The organism is Paenibacillus lautus NBRC 15380, from assembly GCF_004000945.1.
GTDB lineage: Bacteria > Bacillota > Bacilli > Paenibacillales > Paenibacillaceae > Paenibacillus_AQ > Paenibacillus_AQ lautus.
In genome coordinates this window covers 74,651-91,404 of the sequence record NZ_BIMF01000019.1, presented here as the reverse complement: position 1 = coordinate 91,404, position 16,754 = coordinate 74,651, and the positions used below count along the sequence as shown (strand labels likewise).

12 protein-coding genes and 1 pseudogene are annotated in these 16,754 nt (G+C 57.5%); 2 read left to right on the top strand and 11 right to left on the bottom strand.

Going from position 1 to position 16,754, the window contains the following annotated elements:
- Positions 1 to 26 precede the first annotated feature (26 nt).
- The 5 genes and pseudogenes from PLA01S_RS25380 to PLA01S_RS25360 form a co-directional block, all read right to left on the bottom strand.
- On the bottom strand, positions 27 to 1,751 hold the full coding sequence (locus tag PLA01S_RS25380) for a glycoside hydrolase family protein (RefSeq protein ID WP_127594561.1): 1,725 nt from the start codon (positions 1,749 to 1,751) through the stop codon (positions 27 to 29).
- 17 nt (positions 1,752 to 1,768) lie between these two features.
- A pseudogene (gene pdxA, locus PLA01S_RS25375) lies at positions 1,769 to 2,759 on the bottom strand (4-hydroxythreonine-4-phosphate dehydrogenase PdxA).
- The gene (locus PLA01S_RS25370; RefSeq protein WP_127594560.1) at positions 2,752 to 4,074 is read right to left on the bottom strand and encodes a four-carbon acid sugar kinase family protein; all 1,323 of its coding nucleotides are present in this window, start codon (positions 4,072 to 4,074) and stop codon (positions 2,752 to 2,754) included. Before PLA01S_RS25370 ends, pdxA begins: the two are co-directional and overlap by 8 nt.
- Positions 4,071 to 5,201: a Gfo/Idh/MocA family protein gene (locus PLA01S_RS25365; RefSeq protein ID WP_036663007.1), complete on the bottom strand. Its 1,131-nt coding sequence runs from the start codon at positions 5,199 to 5,201 to the stop codon at positions 4,071 to 4,073. Before PLA01S_RS25365 ends, PLA01S_RS25370 begins: the two co-directional genes overlap by 4 nt.
- Before the next feature lie 15 nt (positions 5,202 to 5,216).
- Positions 5,217 to 6,293, bottom strand: a complete 1,077-nt coding sequence (locus PLA01S_RS25360) for a hypothetical protein (protein WP_246059837.1) — start codon at positions 6,291 to 6,293, stop codon at positions 5,217 to 5,219.
- A 42-nt stretch (positions 6,294 to 6,335) separates the two neighbouring features.
- Between PLA01S_RS25360 and PLA01S_RS32725 the strand changes: the two genes are divergently transcribed.
- Entirely contained in the window at positions 6,336 to 6,803 is a 468-nt protein-coding gene (locus PLA01S_RS32725; protein WP_246059835.1) for a hypothetical protein, read from the top strand.
- Between the two features lie 222 nt (positions 6,804 to 7,025).
- Here the strand turns inward: PLA01S_RS32725 and glpK are convergent, their stop codons facing one another.
- From glpK to PLA01S_RS25340, 4 genes are read right to left on the bottom strand one after another with little or no spacing between them, the layout of a single operon-like run.
- On the bottom strand, positions 7,026 to 8,549 hold the full coding sequence (gene glpK / locus PLA01S_RS25355) for a glycerol kinase GlpK (RefSeq protein ID WP_127594558.1): 1,524 nt from the start codon (positions 8,547 to 8,549) through the stop codon (positions 7,026 to 7,028).
- An 11-nt stretch (positions 8,550 to 8,560) separates the two neighbouring features.
- A complete protein-coding gene (locus PLA01S_RS25350; protein WP_127594557.1) occupies positions 8,561 to 9,499 on the bottom strand; it encodes a transketolase family protein in 939 nt (312 codons plus the stop codon).
- Between the two features lie 3 nt (positions 9,500 to 9,502).
- Positions 9,503 to 10,345, bottom strand: a complete 843-nt coding sequence (locus tag PLA01S_RS25345) for a transketolase (protein ID WP_127594556.1) — start codon at positions 10,343 to 10,345, stop codon at positions 9,503 to 9,505.
- Positions 10,346 to 10,369: 24 nt separating this feature from the next.
- A complete protein-coding gene (locus tag PLA01S_RS25340; protein WP_127594555.1) occupies positions 10,370 to 11,803 on the bottom strand; it encodes an L-fucose/L-arabinose isomerase family protein in 1,434 nt (477 codons plus the stop codon).
- 283 nt (positions 11,804 to 12,086) lie between these two features.
- On the opposite strand from PLA01S_RS25340, the gene PLA01S_RS25335 reads away from it, so the two are divergent.
- Positions 12,087 to 13,142, top strand: coding sequence for a LacI family DNA-binding transcriptional regulator (locus tag PLA01S_RS25335; protein WP_174819250.1), 1,056 nt, complete (start codon positions 12,087 to 12,089; stop codon positions 13,140 to 13,142).
- A gap of 297 nt (positions 13,143 to 13,439) precedes the next feature.
- Here PLA01S_RS25335 and PLA01S_RS25330 read toward each other — a convergent pair whose 3' ends face one another.
- Together PLA01S_RS25330 and PLA01S_RS25325 are read right to left on the bottom strand one after the other, a co-directional pair.
- Positions 13,440 to 16,571, bottom strand: a complete 3,132-nt coding sequence (locus PLA01S_RS25330; RefSeq protein WP_127594554.1) for a glycosyl hydrolase — start codon at positions 16,569 to 16,571, stop codon at positions 13,440 to 13,442.
- On the bottom strand, positions 16,568 to 16,747 hold the full coding sequence (locus PLA01S_RS25325; protein ID WP_127594553.1) for a hypothetical protein: 180 nt from the start codon (positions 16,745 to 16,747) through the stop codon (positions 16,568 to 16,570). Before PLA01S_RS25325 ends, PLA01S_RS25330 begins: the two co-directional genes overlap by 4 nt.
- Positions 16,748 to 16,754 lie beyond the last annotated feature (7 nt).

Below are 16,754 nucleotides of genomic sequence, written 5' to 3'. Positions count from 1 at the left end.
GTCTTTCATCATTGCGCTTCATGGCGCTACCAGACGAAATCGCGATCCGGTCTGCGATAATCGCCCTCCCGCATGGGCGCGCGGTCGTAGACGGCGCGTCCGCTGTACAGCGGCTTTTGCCGTCCCTTCGGACTGATCTCGACGACGTCATCGCCTCGCCACTGCGCCGTGAACGATTGGCCGACCGCATTCTCCTGCGTGGTTCGATAGCTTAATGGAAACGTGATCGTGATCGTCTCGCCCTCGCGGGCCGTCCCGAGCAGCAGGAAGCATTTATTAATCCAGCTGCTCGGAGCTTTTCCGTTGCTTTCCGCCGTCTCGCCGTCGAGCTCGCGGAGCACGTTTATTTTGGTAAAGCCCGCCCATTCCGGAATGCGAACGGCCAGCCGCGGCAAATCCCGGCGAACGTGAAGCACGACTTTGCCTTCATGCGGCAAATAACTGTCGACGTCCAGCCATTTCGAGCCTCGGTTCAGCAGGAAGTTGACGCTGATCATGCCGTCCCGCTCGGTAATGGCGTTGCTCCAGCCCATGAACAACCCCCGGGTTCCGGAGCCTAAGCAGCAAAGCTGCAAATCGTTCGTATGGCCGCGACCCTCGTTCACGTCGCAGCAGAAATCGTTGGGAGCGGAATAGCCGGCGAAAGCGCCGCGCGAACGGTCCGCGACCTTGTAATAGGAGCGGTCCGCGCGAATGTCGCGGGACTTGTCGTCCAACTGCTCGACCCAATTCAAGTCCAGCAATTGCGATTCAGCAAGATGGTTCCGGATGAACCGCTCCACGGTTCCCCAATACTCCACGTAGCCGTTCCTGGCGAGCGTGATCCCGGTCGCGATCAAGTCCACGAGCGAACAGGTTTCGTGCTCGTAAGCCTGCTCGTGCAGATCGCCTGGGGTCCAGCCGAACGACGTGCACTTCGTCAGCGCCCAATCGTAGCTCTTCTTCACCCAGGCAATCAATGCGGCGTTGCCCGTGAATTCGCCGAAACGGGCGATCGCGTCGAGCGTGCCGAGGCGAGTATGGAAATGTCCGCTCCGGTAGGCAGGCGCGTCGTTGAAGCTTCCGTCCTCCAGGAAGACACGGCTTCGTTCCGTAATAAGCGCCGTGAAATATTGGCAGAGCTCGAAGGCGTCCGGATTTCCCGTTAATTCGTGGTACTTCAGGAGCGGCATGATCAGCCTGCCGCAGAAGGAAGCCGGATCCGGGGCAAGCCGGAGCTGCACGGCGTTCGCGGATGGCCAGCCGGATTCCTTGTATTCGGATGCCGGGTAATACCAAATGTCGCGCTCCTTGACCGCGATCCGCTTCAACGCGGCCACGTGACGATCTGCCGCTTCCTTCGCCTTCTCGTCCCCCGTTTCCATGTACCAGGTCGTCAGCGACAAGATGACCGCGCGCTGATCGATCAGATTGGCGTTCGTCTCCCAGCGGTATACCGGATTCAATTGGCGATAGCTCATGCCGTCTTCCTTGAAGAAGGAGAGCAAGTTGGCCCGGTAGCGCTCCTCCACCTCGCGTCCGAACGTGGCGCCGGACATATGGCGGGCAAGGATCATGCCGTCGATCATGCGTCCGTGTGAGGAGCCGTAATCCCAATCCCCATGCGTCACGAACGCGGGCTTTGCCATTAAATTAGCCGCGAAAAACGGGATATGGCCAAAATCCTCGTCCGCCATGCCCACCATGGCGTTCAATGCATGGGCCGCCCGTTCTTCCAGCATCAACGTGTCCGGAATTTGACGCGTTGCCATGCGAATTCCCCCTCTCGTTATTCGGATCGCCGTCCGCCGGGCGCCAGCTCGATCGCTTGGCGGATCGCTTCCTTCATGCTTTGCTCGTCGGCAATGCCTTTGCCGGCGATATCGAACGCCGTTCCGTGGTCGACGCTCGTCCGGATAATCGGCAGACCGACGGTAATGTTGACTCCGGCTTCCAGTCCAAGCACTTTAATCGGCCCGTGTCCCTGATCGTGGTACATGGCGACGACGATATCGAAATCGCCTCGCGTCGCCCGGAAGAACAACGTATCGGCGGGAAGAGGGCCAACGGCGTCGATCCCCTCTTCCCTGGCCCGCTCGACGCCCGGAACGATTTTCTCTTCCTCTTCCCCATAACCGAACAGCCCGTTCTCGCCGGCATGCGGGTTAATGCCGCAGACGGCGATGCGCGGAGCCACGACGCCTGCCCGCCGCAGCGTTTCGTGCGCCATGCGGATCACGTTGCGCACGCGCTCCGGATGAATCATCCGAACCGCGTCGAGCAGGCCGACATGGGTCGTGACGTGGATGACCTTCAGCTTCGGGGACGACAGCATCATCGCCACTTCCTTCGTCCCGGTCAGATCGGCCAAGATTTCGGTATGACCCGGATAAACATGCCCGCCTTTGCGCAGCGCCTCCTTGTTTAAGGGCGCCGTGCTGATGGCGTCTATCCGGCCGTCGCGCGCAAGCTCGATCGCTTTCTCCAAATACGCGAAGGAAGCCCGGCCAGCATCGGCCGACACTCGCCCGATCGGAAGCGAGGCCGGCAGCAGATCCAAATCCAGGCAGTCGACCTCGCCCCTCGTCGACGCGGCGCGCCGAACGGATGCCGAGACCCGTCCGGACGATGCCTCCGGCTCTTTCCAGCATTTTCGAATCGCCGATGACGATCGGCCGGCAAGCTTGATACAGGATCGGATCGTCCAACGCTTTCATGATAATCTCGGGCCCTACGCCGGCGGCGTCTCCCATCGTGATGCCGATAACGGGTCTATTCATCGACTGGTTCTCCCTTCAATACCACTTTCGCATGGACAAGACTGTTCTCCCGTCCGAAAGCGCCGGCTTTCGTGACCACGTTCAGCGGGATGCTCCCAACGAGACGTCCTAGCGGAATGCCAGGCTCGATCTCGCGGACGAGCCGAATGCCGGATGCGTTCAGATGCCTGCATACGGCCTTCGCCGTGTCTCCCCCGGTCAGAATGACGCCTTGCAGCTCCGTTGTATCCATGCATTCGGAAGCCGCCAAACCGAGCAGCGACGCGATCCGGTTCGACACTTCCGCCGCCTGCAATCCTCTCGCGGCGCCCGCCACTTGGGCCGACCGGACTTGTCCGGGCGAGCAGCCGGCGTACAAGGAAACGTCGAAGCCTGCCGCAAGCGCCGTCCGGACGGCCGAGCTGCACCGCTCGAGCTCCCGGTCGCAGCCTTCGTCGGAAGTCATGGCCGCGATGGCGTCGAGCTCCACGGCCTTTGTTCGCGGGCATTGATTGAACGCGGCAACCTGGCTCCGGGTAATCTTGGAGATGCTGCCCGCAACCAATAGCACGGGTTTCCCCCTTTCGGGGACGACGCGCGACAGGTGCTCGTGCGCTCCGCGGCCTCTCGCGAGCGCGAGCGAATCCGGCAGGCATTCCGCGAGACCGGCCGAGCCTGCCCATAGCATTCGTCCCACGCCTGCCGCCGCGACGTCGGCGATTCGCCGCAAATCCTCGTCCGAGACGGCGTCGCATACGATGATTTCGATGCCGCTCCGAAGCAGCTTCCCGATTCGCAAGCTAGCGGCTTCCGCGCCCGCTCGCAGTGCTTCAAGCGGCAGCAGTCCCGCTTGCCGTTGCGATTGGGAGGCCAGCAGCTTGACGAGATCGGCTTCGGCGACGGGAGATTTGGGATCCTTAGCGGTTTCCGTCCGATCGATCCGTACATCGTTCACATAATGAATGCCGTTTCGGGTCGTCCTTCCGATCTTCGGATAGGCGGGTGCAACGATGATGCAATCCACGGGAATGGCATCTGCGACGGCGTCGATTTCCGCGCCGAGATTGCCCCTCAGCGTGGAATCCAGCTTTTTGTACACGTGCTTGAAGCCCATCCGCGCGACTTGGAGCGCGGCGAGCCTGGTCCGCTCGTAGGCCTCGCCTGCGGCAACCGCCCTGCTGTCCGTATCCAGCACGATAATTTCGGAATTCCTTTCGATCGCCGAAACCTCTTCCGCATGCAAGACGACCTGCGTATTGAAGCCTCTCCGCGCGAACTGCACGCCCGAGTCGGTGGCTCCCGTCAAGTCGTCCGCGATAATCGCAAGCTCGTTCATGGCAGACGCATCTCCCCGCGGCTCATGGTCTCGTCCCGCAAGAGCTTCCGCAGATGCGCCAGCCCGTTCTCGCGGAGCAGCTCATCCACGCGGACCGGCCTGCCGCCTTCCCGCATGGTTCGCTCCATCGCCGCCATCAAGGCGAGCGTCACCACCGCTTCCTCCGCGTCCGGCAGCGGCTTCGCGCCATTGTCCAGACATTCCGCGAAATAGTCGATGTAGTTCTGATATTCCCCCGCGTGATGGCTGTTGCCCTCGAATCGGAAGTAATAATCGCGCTTATTCTCGAAGGAATACGTCTTGCGGCCTTCGCCCTCGAATCGCGTATGATACAGCAGATTGGAGTACTCCGCCCGCGAGGAGCCCTTCGTCCCCCGAATGACGCAGCCGATTCCCGGCTCGACCTCCGAGCCTAACGCCGGCAAGGTATAGCTGCCCGATATTTGGCCGATCCTGCCTTCTTCGTCCCGAACGAGGAGCCGCATGGAATCCCACGTCTCGAGGCCGTATTGGCGGCTGTTCCCGCTGACGTTGCCGTATCCGGTCACCTCCAAGGCGCCCGGCAAATACCAGCGGACCAGATCGACGGCGTGTATCATGAAATTGTACATCCAGCTGAAGCCCTTCTGCCGGCTCCACGGCTTGTTCAAGAACCAGCGGCTGTCCGCGATATAATGAGCTTCAACCGTCTGGATGCTTCCGTGGCGACCCCGCTCGTAATCTGCGCGCTGGCGGATCATCGGTTCGAAGAAACGGGAGCTTTGCCCGACGAATACATGCTTGCCGGATCTCCCCGCCAGCTCCAGCAGCTCGTTCGCCCCCTCAAGCGAGGTCAACATCGGTTTCGTGCAGATGACGTGCTTGCCTGCCTGCAGCGCCTGAATCATGTGGGGGAGGTGCAGCGGGTCGGGCGAATAAATGGCGACGACGTCGATGGCCGGATTGCTTAACAGCTCCCCGTAATCCGTCGTCCACTGATCGAAGCCGAACTCCTCGGCCCGAAGCTTGCATACCGCCGGATTAATATCGCATACTTGGACAAGCTCCCATCTCGTGCTGCTTAACGCCGCGGACATAATGCTCCGGCCTTCCCCCAGTCCAACGACGCCAAGCTTGTAGGTGTTCATGTATCGGCTTCCTCCTCACCTTTTCCTAATTTCGAAATCCAGCATGAACCCGCGCTCGTCCGCCTTGTACATCCTTACCTCCGCGTCCGCGAACCGCTGCATCCAACAGTCGGAACCTCCAAGATGCGGCCCGGCTTCTTCCTTCACCCGATCATCCGACAGGAAATCGCCGGTTACCAGCCATTTGCCTTCGCCCGTTCGGCCGCTGGCCTTCCACGGCTCGGGGACGAGCCAGTCCGCGATTATGACCGTCGCTCCCGCTTCCGCTCTTCGACGGACCGCCTTCAGTGTCTCCGCAGAAAGGCGAGTGCCGGCAACCAGAATCATTTTCGGATTTCCGAGCTGCTCTTCACGCACCGTTTCGTCGAAGACGAGAACGTTGTTCGTCGGATAATAGAGCGGATGAACCCGCTCCTCTATGGCATGAGGCCTGCCCTGCAGCAATGGAAATTCGTCCCTCGGAACCTCCGCTTTCAAGCGATGACGCGGAAAGTCGAAGCCCGGAATATGCATGCAGCTGCCATGCGCGGGAATGGTGCCGTGGCTGAGCAGATGCCACGCGCGGAACACGCTTTGCGCAGCGTCGGGGACGGCAAGCCCCCGGTTGCCGAACAACCTTGCGTTCTGCCCGTAATTGCTGTCGTCCGAATGGATGAACGCGATGTCGGGGTCGGCTTCCGCGTGCGACCAGGTCAAGGGATGCGCCGGAATAAAGGCCCGCACGAACTCCTCCCACACCTCTCCGAACTCCGTACGGCGGAAGCTGCCGTTCCCGTACTGCAGTAAAGCGTCGATATTTTCCGTGAACAGATGGGTCGGTCCCATAAAGTAGCCCATCTTGAGCGCCGAAGCGTACTCCTCCGGCGAGTGCCCGGGGAATCCCGGTGTCCGGATGAACCAGGGCCCGACGTCCGGTCCCCACAAATCCGCGCAAATCCACAGCCCTCGGCCGTATTGCTTCGCCGCACCGAGCGCTGTGGAAAGCTGAAGCGACTGGAACGACTCTTTCATGATTTTGGGACAAACGATCATTCCGCCCCTGGCTTTCGTGTGGAAGAGGGTGGGGAACACAAACTCGCCTACCAAGGGCACGCCCTCCGGATCGACTCCGGCATTCGCCAAGACGCCGCGCACGTGCGCCGTCCTCTCCGCCACCGCGCGAACAACCGAATCTTGCGATTGCCGCAGCGTGTTTTCTTCCGTGGTCCCCCAATGCGGAAGGAAGGCATCCTTGCGATATTGCGAGGCGTTGATTTGGAGATGCTCGGGCTCGTCGTACAGCAGGCCGATCAGCTTGCCGCTTGCAGCGGCTTCCAGCAGCGCCTCGTCGGGCACGTCGTACCGGTTCGTCCCTTCCGCGTAAGGTCCGTTAATATTTCCGTATTCGTTGCCCAAGCACAGGTCCATGCCGTGCTCGGCCATATCGCGCACCATGGCCGATTGCCCGGCCCCGTTCGGGAACATGTGGTGCACGTAGAAATCGCAGCCAAGCTCCTTCAGCGCCTGAAGGAACAAATCGGGAGCCGGGAGCGCCTCCTGGGAAGGATAGACGCTGCCCGTGCCCGTTCGCATGATTTCGTCGGACGCTGCCCCCGCCCATGAATCCTGCCAGGCGATAACGGGCCCCTGCATGCCCAGCTTTGGTCTGGCCATTTTTTCGTTCCCCTTTCCGAATCTCTCGTTCTCTCATTCTGTGACTATAATTATAGGTGCAGAATAACCAGAGTTCTCTATCTGATATTGCTCGAAAGTTTAAGGATCTTGCTCTTCGGGGGACTAAATGGCAAGGGTCAGCGATGATTCCTTTCATGATGATTCTGGGCCTCATTCCCACTCATGCTGCCTCTTGGACGTCCCGGCAAGCAATGAAGCAACAGCCGTTTGCCAGCCTGACAAGCGTCTGTTCCGTTCAGACGACTCCATCAACGGTTCATATCGTGATCCTTCATGCGTGCAATTTGGCAGGCTATCCGGCGAGTTCCAAAGGCCAATGGCAAGACCACCCATATAGACGGAGCCCATCGCTGATCGTTCGGCTATGCCTGTGCGAGTGACCGGCTTCCGCAGCAGGTCCGCCTGGAATTGCATCAAGATCGCATTAACCGTGGCCCCTCCGTCGGCGCGCAGCTCCTCCAGAATGACGCAGGATTCGCTTTGCAGAAGCTCCACTGCGTCATGCACCTGATAGGCGATACTTTCGATCGCGGCACGGACAATATGCGATTTGTCTGTCGCGCGGCTCATTCCCGTAATAGCCGCTCTTGCGTCCGGCTGCCAGTAGGGCGCGCCTAGACCGACAAAAGCAGGTACGAGGTAGACGCCTCCATGATCCGGTGCGCGCTCAAGCAATTGCTCCATTTCCTGATAGGTCGCGAACAGTCCCAAGTTGTCGCGCAGCCAATTCAGGCTGTCTCCGCTTGAGCGAATGACAGCTTCAAGCGCATACGTTACTCTTCCGCCGCAGCCCCAGGCGACGGTCGATACGAGTCCGTCCCCGGCGTGCGGAGCGACTGTTCCAACGTTCATCAGTACCGAAGTGCCAGTGCCATAGGTCGCCTTGGCCATTCCTTCCTTCAGGCACAGGTTTCCGAACAGCGCCGCCTGCGAATCGCCGATTATGCCGGTCACCGGGACGGAAGCCCCGAGCCAGCCTTCGCTTTCCGTATAGCCGAATACTTCGTCGGAATTCCTTACTTCCGGCAGAATGCCGCGCGGAATACCGAACAATTCGCACAGCTCCTCATCCCAAGCAAGCGTATAGATATTAAACAGAGAGGTGCGGCTCGCATTCGTGTAGTCGGTTGCATGCGTCTTGCCGCCCGTCAGCTTCCAGACCAGCCAACTGTCGATCGTTCCCGCAAGCAGCCTTCCCTCATCGAGCTTCTCGCGCGCCCCCTCCACGTTGTCCAGAATCCAGCGCCACTTCGTTGCGGAGAAGTACGGGTCTAGCGTCAAGCCCGTCTTCGCGGTGACCGTCCCCTCATGTCCCTGCTCCTTCAATCCCGCGCATGCTTCCGCCGTACGCTGGCATTGCCACACGACTGCGCGGCCAACCGGCTCCCCCGTCATCCGGTCCCATAGGACGGCCGTTTCCCGCTGATTCGTAATCGTAACCGCCGCTAGCTCCGCGGGAGATACTTGAGCCTCGCGCAAGGCATTAAGCGCCGCAAGCTTGACATTGTCATAAATTTCTTGCGCGTCGTGCTCCACCCAGCCGGAGTTTGGGTAATACTGGCGATGATCGCGGCTGCTTCGGCTCCTCACCGTCCCGCTGGCGTTCACGATAAGCGCTTTCGTACCTGAGGTGCTTTGATCAATAGCCAATATAAATTTATCACTTGCCGACATAACAGACCTCCCTATTGCCCTAACAGTTCCTGCGCGAGACTACTAATATGTTCGACGCTGATGCCATAATGCCGGAACACTTCCGCCGTCTTGCCCGCGATAGCAGGTTCATCCGGAATGCCAACAATCCGCATAGGCACGGGATGATGCTGCACCACGACCTCGGCAACGGCCGCGCCCAAACCGCCGTGTATGCTGTGCTCTTCAATCGTAATGATTCGTCCGGTTTCGAGCGCCGCCTTCAGAATGGCTTCCTCGTCCAGCGGTTTGATCGTATGCATATTCATGACGCGCGCGGAAATGCCGGCTTCCGCAAGGGCGGCTGCCGCGTCAACCGCAACCCTCACGGTCTCTCCTGCCGCAATGAGAGTAAGTTCTCCTCCGTCTCTTAGCGTGACGGCCTTGCCGATCTGGAATTCGTAATCATCCGATTCGTAGACGTCCTCAACTGGATTCCGCCCGATTCGAATATAGGCTCCGCCTTCATATGCAACCAAAGCTTCCGTCATCTTTTTCGTCTCATGCCGGTCGGCCGGCAGAAGTACGGCAATGCCCGGGATCGCGCGCATGACCGCCAAATCCTGTACGGAATGATGGGACATGCCAAGCGCTCCGTAGCTGACGCCGCCGCTTATGCCGACCAGCTTCACATTTGTTGCGGAATAGGCCACGTCGACTTTAATCTGCTCGATGCTGCGCATGCTCAGGAAGCAAGCCGGCGATGTGACGAACGGTTTTTTGCCGCTGTGCGCGAGACCGGCGGATATGCCGACAATGTTTTGCTCCGCGATGCCTACTTCCACGAACTGGTCTGGATACGCGCTCGCGAAAGGCGCCATCGCCGCCGAACCGCGCGAATCGCTCGCAAGGACCATAATGCTGCCATCCTCTTGAGCCAGCTCCAGCAGCGTGTCGCAAATCACTTGTCTGTTGGCTATTTTGTTCGCCATTCCTTACAGGGCCCCTTTCCGTTGATACGTATCCAATACAGCTTCCAGCTCCGCGATCGCCAGCTTTAGTTCGTCGTCGCTCGGAACGTGATGATGCCAATGAGGAATGTTTTCCGCAAAAGACACTCCTTTTCCCTTCACGGTATTGGCCATCACCAGGGTAGGTTTGCCAGGTTGTGCCGGGGCTGCCTCGAATGCTTCCACAAGGGAGTCCATGTCGTTGCCGTCAACGGTTACGACATGCCAACCGAATGCCCGCCACTTATCCTCCAGCGGCTCCAGCCCCATGACTTCCTCCGTCGATCCGCTAATTTGCAGCCGGTTGCGATCGATAATGCCAATGAGATTGTCGAGCTTGTAATGCGGGCCAGCCATCGCCGCTTCCCAGACGGAGCCTTCCGCCTGCTCGCCGTCGCCCATCAGGCAGAACACGCGATAATCGCCGCCGTCCCGCTTCGCGGCAAGCGCCATGCCGACCGAGATGGCAAGACCGTGGCCGAGCGCCCCCGTATTCATCTCGATGCCGGCCACCTTGTTGTTTGGATGGCCGATCAGCCTTGTTCCGAAAGCGCTGAACGTCTTCAGCTCCTCCTTCGGGAAGAAGCCAAGATCGGCGAGAATGCACCATAATGATTCCACCGAATGGCCTTTGCTGGCAATAAAGCGGTCCCGTTGCTCCCATTTCGGCTGTTTGGGATCTACTCTCATGACACGATAATAAAGTGCGGTAAGGATGTCCGTATTACTTAATGATCCACCTGTATGTCCGGTCTTGGCAGCGTGAATCATGCTCAGCAGATCGATTCGAATTTGCGCTGCTTTCGCTTTCAATTCCCGTACTTCCATTTGCCCGTCCTCCTCCGTCTGCTTCTATAAGCCGCTGCCGCGAAGCCATGCTTGAATTTCGCGTTCTGTCGGATCGACCGGGTCCGGCGTCAATCCCGGAATATAGCTGCAAGCCTCATATAACGCCGGGATAACATTGGCATGAATGCCGACGGAATGATGCACATAAGGCCCCTTAACGAGCTTCTCTTCCCATAGCGGCCAGTCGTTGACCTCCACCCACACATAAGAACCGCGGGTATAGGGGCCTTTGATACCGCGCGCTTTGCCAAGGAACAGCTGGTAATCGCCATGATCGCCGTCGAAGCGCGCCAAAGTCATATCGCCGCCTTTCACTTCGCCTTCATGCGTGCCCGGCGAATGATCGTCGAACAGAAAGTGCTTGCGGAGCCTCGGCTTATCCTCCACCGACATGGATACCGGGAAGTTGCCGCAATGGAACAGCAGCTCGCCGTTCGCGTTCTCGGGATGTCGGACCGTCAGATCGGCGAAGAAGGTCGGATGCTGGTTCATCGTTGCCGCCTGAACCATGATGGATGTAATTGCACCGTGAATATCCGTTTCGCAGGTAACCGGAATTTGCTCATCGGTCAATATCGCGTTCGCCAGACAAGGCATGATGCCTATCGCATCCTGCAGCGAAGACCAGCATTGAATCGCGATCGCGGAGCTTCCCGTCCGGACGGCGAACGATTTCATGGCCGCCTTCAGAGCCGCGATGCGGATGACGTCCACTTCGGCCACCTCCGACCAGTCCAGCTTGCGTTTAATATAATCGACGGCTTCGGCTAGCTCCGGGCTTCCGTTTTTCTCGATGCGCTTTGTTTCCCTTTGAATATCGACAAGCGTAATGGGATGGATCTCAATACCGAACCGCTCCAGCAATTCGCCTTCGTTGCACATCATCGTCCAGAACGACGAAGGACGCGGCCCGATTTGCAGAATGCGTAAGCTGTGGAAGCTTCTGACCACATTGGCTGCCGCGACGAAATTGGTAAAACCCCGCTCAAACACCGGATCGTCAATACGGCTATTGGTCACATAAGTGAAAGGAACATTAAAACGTCTCAGCACCTTGCCTGTCGCGAACAGGCCGCATTGCGTATCGCGCAGCCGCATGCCGTCCTCCAGCGGAGATTCGTCGCGAGGCCCCCATAGCAGCACCGGCTTGCCAAGCGCCTTGCCCACACGCGCCACCGTATCCTCCGTCCCGAAGTTGCAATGGGGGAAGAAGACGGCATCCACTCCCTCCTTCTTGAATCGATCCGCTAATGAATCCGCATTGATATTGTCGTCATAGAGCAGCCCTTCTTCGTTAATGCCTTCCAAATCGACGATGTCGATATCCATACCGAAGCTTTCGATTTTCTCCTTGATCAGCACCTTGTACTTGAATGCGTCCTCCGCGCTGAAAACAAACCGTCTTGTTGGTGCATATCCCAATTTAAGTTTTTTCAAGCTGCGCTCCTCCTTGTTTTAACTAAACAAACTTAACTAAACATTCACAGTTACAAATAAACAGTTTACAAAAACTAAGTCGATAAAACTTATGACACCTTTAAATTAACACCGCATTTTTGTTCAGTCAATCAGTTTATATAAACAAAAGCAAATAGTTTAGTTAATAGCCATAAACGTTAATATAAACTCGCAGCGTGATGTTGCTTATTATTCATGGGGATAGTAAACTAAACATACTAAACTTCGATATTTGAAAGAAATGAAATGAGGCTGAAGTGGATTGAAAATGGAGGATATCGCGAAGCTGGCGGGCGTGTCCAAAGCCGCCGTCTCGCTTGCATTAAACGGAAAGCAAGGAATCAGCGTTGAAACGCGCGAAAAAATTATTCAAATTGCGGAGAAAAACGGCTATACCCACAAATCGAGATCGTCATCGGACGAGCCGTCTATCAAATCGCTGACGTTTCTCGCGATCGCCAATTCCGGCATTGTTCTGGAGCAATACTACCAGCAGCCGTTCTTTCGCGAACTGATCCATCATATCGAGGAGAGATGCCGTTTCTACGGCTATTCGCTTATGTTCACTTCGGTATCGCCAGATCAGTTTGCGGAGCAGCTTAAGCTGATTTCGGAGGAAAAGAGAAGCGATGGCGTCATTTTGTTAGGCACCAACCTTGGCCGGGAGCAAATTTCCGACATCGCGGGAGCGATTACGATGCCTCTTGTCGTATTGGACAACTGCTTTGAAACGCTCCCCGTTCATTTTGTATCCATCAATAATGTGCTGGGAGCCTATCAGGCAGGGATACACATTTGCGACAGCGGGCATTCATCCATCGGATATCTGGCATCTCATGTAAGAATTAAAAACTTCGACGATCGCCGGATAGGCTTCGAGTCAGCGCTTCGGGAGCGAGGGCTCGATCCAGGCGATGTGTGCGTCTTCTCGGTCGCGCCGACGATCCTTTCCTCTCAGGAAAACCTGTCGCGGCAGCTTACGGATTATTTGGCCGACAAGAAGCCGATGCCTACGGCTTTTTTCTGCGAGTGCGATTATATCGCGATCAGCGCTGTCAGAACGCTGCAAGAGCTTGGTCTTCGCGTGCCGGAGGATATATCTGTCGTCGGCTTTGACGATATTTCGGAAGCTAGAATCGTCACTCCCGAACTGACCACGGTTCAAGTAGCCAAGGAACGAATGGCCCATCTGGCTGTTGATCTGGTCATACAGTCGGCGACATCAGGCGAGACCGCCGCTTCCAAAGTCATGATCGATACGACGCTCGTACAAAGGAAGTCATCGGCATCTTCCCTAATTGCAAACGGCGAGAGCTGAAGCCAGCAACTCACATAGCCGCGGAAATCGAGTAGGCCTATGCGCATGCGCATAGGCCTCTCACAGATCCGGACGTGCGGGTCAACGCATCCGGCTCCTCCATGCATGCTGTCATACGCATCTGTGGCATTTCTTCGCATTTCCCGGTGGAGCTTTCTCACTTTTCGCCAGCTCCGCAATTGTATCGAACGGAGTCGCCTTCGGATCCAAGCATCCAAGTCTTGAAATCGTTTCAGCACATCACCTGATCTTCTGAAGCGCCTTATGTGTACTTCTCCGGAAGCTTTGCTTGAATGGTCATAGACTCCTCCCGGGCTTTGAGCGCATCAACTTGATTTGACCCATAATGCCATAGGGAAACGTGATATAATCCGGCGTATGCTCCTTGCCTTCGGTCCGAAACGAGCCCCAGCTCGTCACTCGCGATTTGCCTCTCGCCACGTGAAACGGTCCGAACACATTGCGCGGACTGCCCATCACTTCGATCTCCAGCCGATTGTCGCCTTCCGCCAAAAAGCCGGTTATATCGAGACCGTCCGCCGCCCTCCACGGGATGTAGCCGGCCGTTACGCCGTTCACCCTCACTTCCGCAACGACCGCCGATACCTCGCCGAGCTTCAGAAGCGCACGATAATCGGGTTCATGACGATGCTTATAATCCAAATGATAGATTATGCTGCCGCAATAATGATAATAACCTTGCAGGCACCAATCGCCCGCGTGCAGCAGGGTCGGCTCAGCAATGATGCTGCGTTGCGGGCTAATCCCGAAATTGCCGATCACATAGATGTCTTCCATTTCCATATCGTTCGTGTATTCGCAGTCGAGAATCAGCTCATTGATTCCCTTGCGTAAGCCGCTTAGTTTCACGCATGAGATCGAACGATCCATATACCAGCCTTCCGCCGTTGAAGCAAGCTCTTCGCCGTTGCAGCGAATGCGGAATCGTTCCGCCCCCTCGAGCGCGAGGGAAACTTCGCTCTCTGGCACCTCATCGACAAATAACTCGAACCGGAATAGAACCTCCGTCCCATCGTTCGGATGCTTTTCCCCGATCCATTTGTACCGCTGCGTGATGCCATTGTAAAATACTTGCCTCATCCCGAGCGTATCGCGAATATGGCGCTGCGCTTGCCACAACTCCATCCGCTCGGACCAGCTTCCGCCCTGCATCCGGTAACGGCATTGATCGAGAGTCAGCACGTTGGGCATCGACCGGGTGAACCGGAACCTCGGCCCGAACGCCGCATACAAGTCGTTGTCGTTAAACGCTACCGGCACCGGGGCCGGTGCTTGTGCGGCAGGAGCCGCTGTTTCATTAATCATGTACAGCTTCGAGCCGGCCGGATCGAATGACGCCCGAAACCGCAGCTTGCCTTCGCAGAGCCACGACTCAACTTGATGAACCTCGCCAGTCAGCGCATCCCATTCCTCTACGGTACCGATAACGGCCGTTTCGATCCGCGCGTCATGGCCGCGATTGCGGTCATTGTTAACAATGAACAGCGAGCTGCAGCCTTCAGACTTCCTAAGCATATACAACAAGCCGTCTTCTTCGGTCCCTTGCTGCCCGCGAATGGATACTTGGCGCGATAGGCCCGAGCCATGATCGAGCCAATCCATAACCCCAGCCGTATCCGCGACCGCCGTGAAGTGCGGATGATTCGTCAGGTTCGCGAGATCTTCCGACGTTCGGCCTTCCAACATCATTGGCAATGGCTGCATGGCAACGACGCGGCCGCCCGCCTCCAGAAAAAGCAGCAGCAGCTCATAGGTGGTGCGCAGCATGGTGGAGATGCTTGGCATGACCACCGCCTTGTAGGCCGCCTGTCCGATGATCAGCTTGCCGGGCTTCACTTCGCCGATCTCGCTCATAATCGTCTCGTCTCCAAGGTCGCAATCGTGATGCGCGCCGAGCAGCGCCCTGAGCAAACGATTGAACTCGTCTCCGTACCGATTAATGCCGGGGATATCGCGATCCCTGCCCCGGTTCGGCATGCCGTATGGATTGGAGCCAAGCAGCGACCAAGCCGTCGAAGCCGGATGCAGCACGAGGATGTCCCTAACCGCGCGCCCTTCGGTCAACACCGCGCCGAGCCGTGCAAAATAATCCTCGACAACGTGATTGTATTTCCACCAGCTTGTATTGTAATTAAACACCGGCGGATAATCCCGCTTACGGCAGCCTTTAATGGAATATAGCGCCAAATGTTGCGAACGGAAGTTGACCCCGAGCGCATATTGCCAGTCGCCGATCCACTTCTGACCCTCGAACGTAAACTCCCATCCGGCGCAGCCATACGTTTCCGTCATCACGCGCTTACGGCCGTATTGATTTGCTACGCTCGTGCACTGCTTCACCGTCATATGCTCATCGGTCGATTCCGTCAACATGTCGATGCCGGGTATATGTTGATACCGGTAATGCGGCATGATGGCGCCGCCGACCCGGGTGCCCAGACCGAGCTTATCCTCCTGCAAATAATGCCCTGTAAACGACAGGCCGTTATTGTCGCACCAATAGTAAATCTGCTTCGAGAACGCGTCGGTGAATTTCTCCGATACGGTGCGCCAATAATCATGGCGAGCCCAGGAAGAGCGGTCGCTGTCAAAGAACAGATGAGGGACTTCCTCCAACAGATCGTAACCGCGCCGGCTCTTGAAGTAATCGGGGAATGAATACGTCCACGGCACCCAGCCGCGTCCTTCCGTAAACCTGCAATGCCGGTCATTGACGCTTGGTTCGTCGGTGAACACGCCTTTGATCGTTTGGCCGAACTGGTCGCCGACCTTAGCCTTGTATACCTCGTACGTCTCGTCGATGAACCGGCGAACGGCCTCTGGATTCATGCTGTCCGGCGGCGCCTGGTCATTAAACCATTCGGAAGGTGCTGACACCTCGACACGAAACACGAGAAGCCCCTCGGCCGCTTCAAGCGTCTTAACCGGCTCCGCAAGCGGCAGGCGCTCACAGCGGTACAACTTCATCTGGTCGATACGCGCCTTGAAGAGCGCCACTGTCCGATCATCGGCTAGGTATGGAGCAGAGGCCGTTCCGCATCTGCCGTCTTGAAGCACCTCTACCGTCAGTCCCTTGGAGCGATACTCGTCGCCGATCGCCGGCACTTTGCCGCCCGCCGTGCCGGAAGGCCAACGATCCTCGTCGTACAGCCATGCCTCCATGCCGAGCTGCTCTGCCTTCATCACCGAAGCTTCGACCGCCTCCATCCATTCCTCTCCCAGATACTCGGTTTCCAGTCCGTCCCTCGCATGCATAAAGAAGCCGCCGATTCCTTGCTCCTTCATCCCTTCGATTTGCCGCATCAATTCATCAACATCCAGCTTGTCGTTCCATGCCCAGAAGGGCGCGGACCTCGCTTCTACAGGCGGTTCCGCAAACTGCTTGCGCAGCATAGCCAAGTCGCTCATCTTGCCAACTCCTCCCCATCAAGCAACGTAGGATTGCTTCGAAGCAGCTCGGGAACGGCCTCCGCATTCCCCTCGACACAGGCTGTAAGCATGCGCCATACGTCGTTGCCCGCGCCGCCGCTGAACGGGACTTCCCTATCTGTTTTCAGTGTGTCCGGTTGTACAAGCTTCCTCATCGATTCA

What these genes read in the sequence shown, in the direction of transcription:
- PLA01S_RS25365 (WP_036663007.1), bottom strand. Translation starts at nt 5,201, where the DNA reads ATGAACACCTACAAGCTTGGCGTCGTTGGACTGGGGGAAGGCCGGAGC.
- PLA01S_RS25370 (WP_127594560.1), bottom strand. Translation starts at nt 4,074, where the DNA reads ATGAACGAGCTTGCGATTATCGCGGACGACTTGACGGGAGCCACCGAC.
- PLA01S_RS25350 (WP_127594557.1), bottom strand. Translation starts at nt 9,499, where the DNA reads ATGGCGAACAAAATAGCCAACAGACAAGTGATTTGCGACACGCTGCTG.
- glpK (WP_127594558.1), bottom strand. Translation starts at nt 8,549, where the DNA reads ATGTCGGCAAGTGATAAATTTATATTGGCTATTGATCAAAGCACCTCA.
- PLA01S_RS25330 (WP_127594554.1), bottom strand. Translation starts at nt 16,571, where the DNA reads ATGAGCGACTTGGCTATGCTGCGCAAGCAGTTTGCGGAACCGCCTGTA.
- PLA01S_RS25380 (WP_127594561.1), bottom strand. Translation starts at nt 1,751, where the DNA reads ATGGCAACGCGTCAAATTCCGGACACGTTGATGCTGGAAGAACGGGCG.
- PLA01S_RS25345 (WP_127594556.1), bottom strand. Translation starts at nt 10,345, where the DNA reads ATGGAAGTACGGGAATTGAAAGCGAAAGCAGCGCAAATTCGAATCGAT.
- PLA01S_RS25325 (WP_127594553.1), bottom strand. Translation starts at nt 16,747, where the DNA reads ATGAGGAAGCTTGTACAACCGGACACACTGAAAACAGATAGGGAAGTC.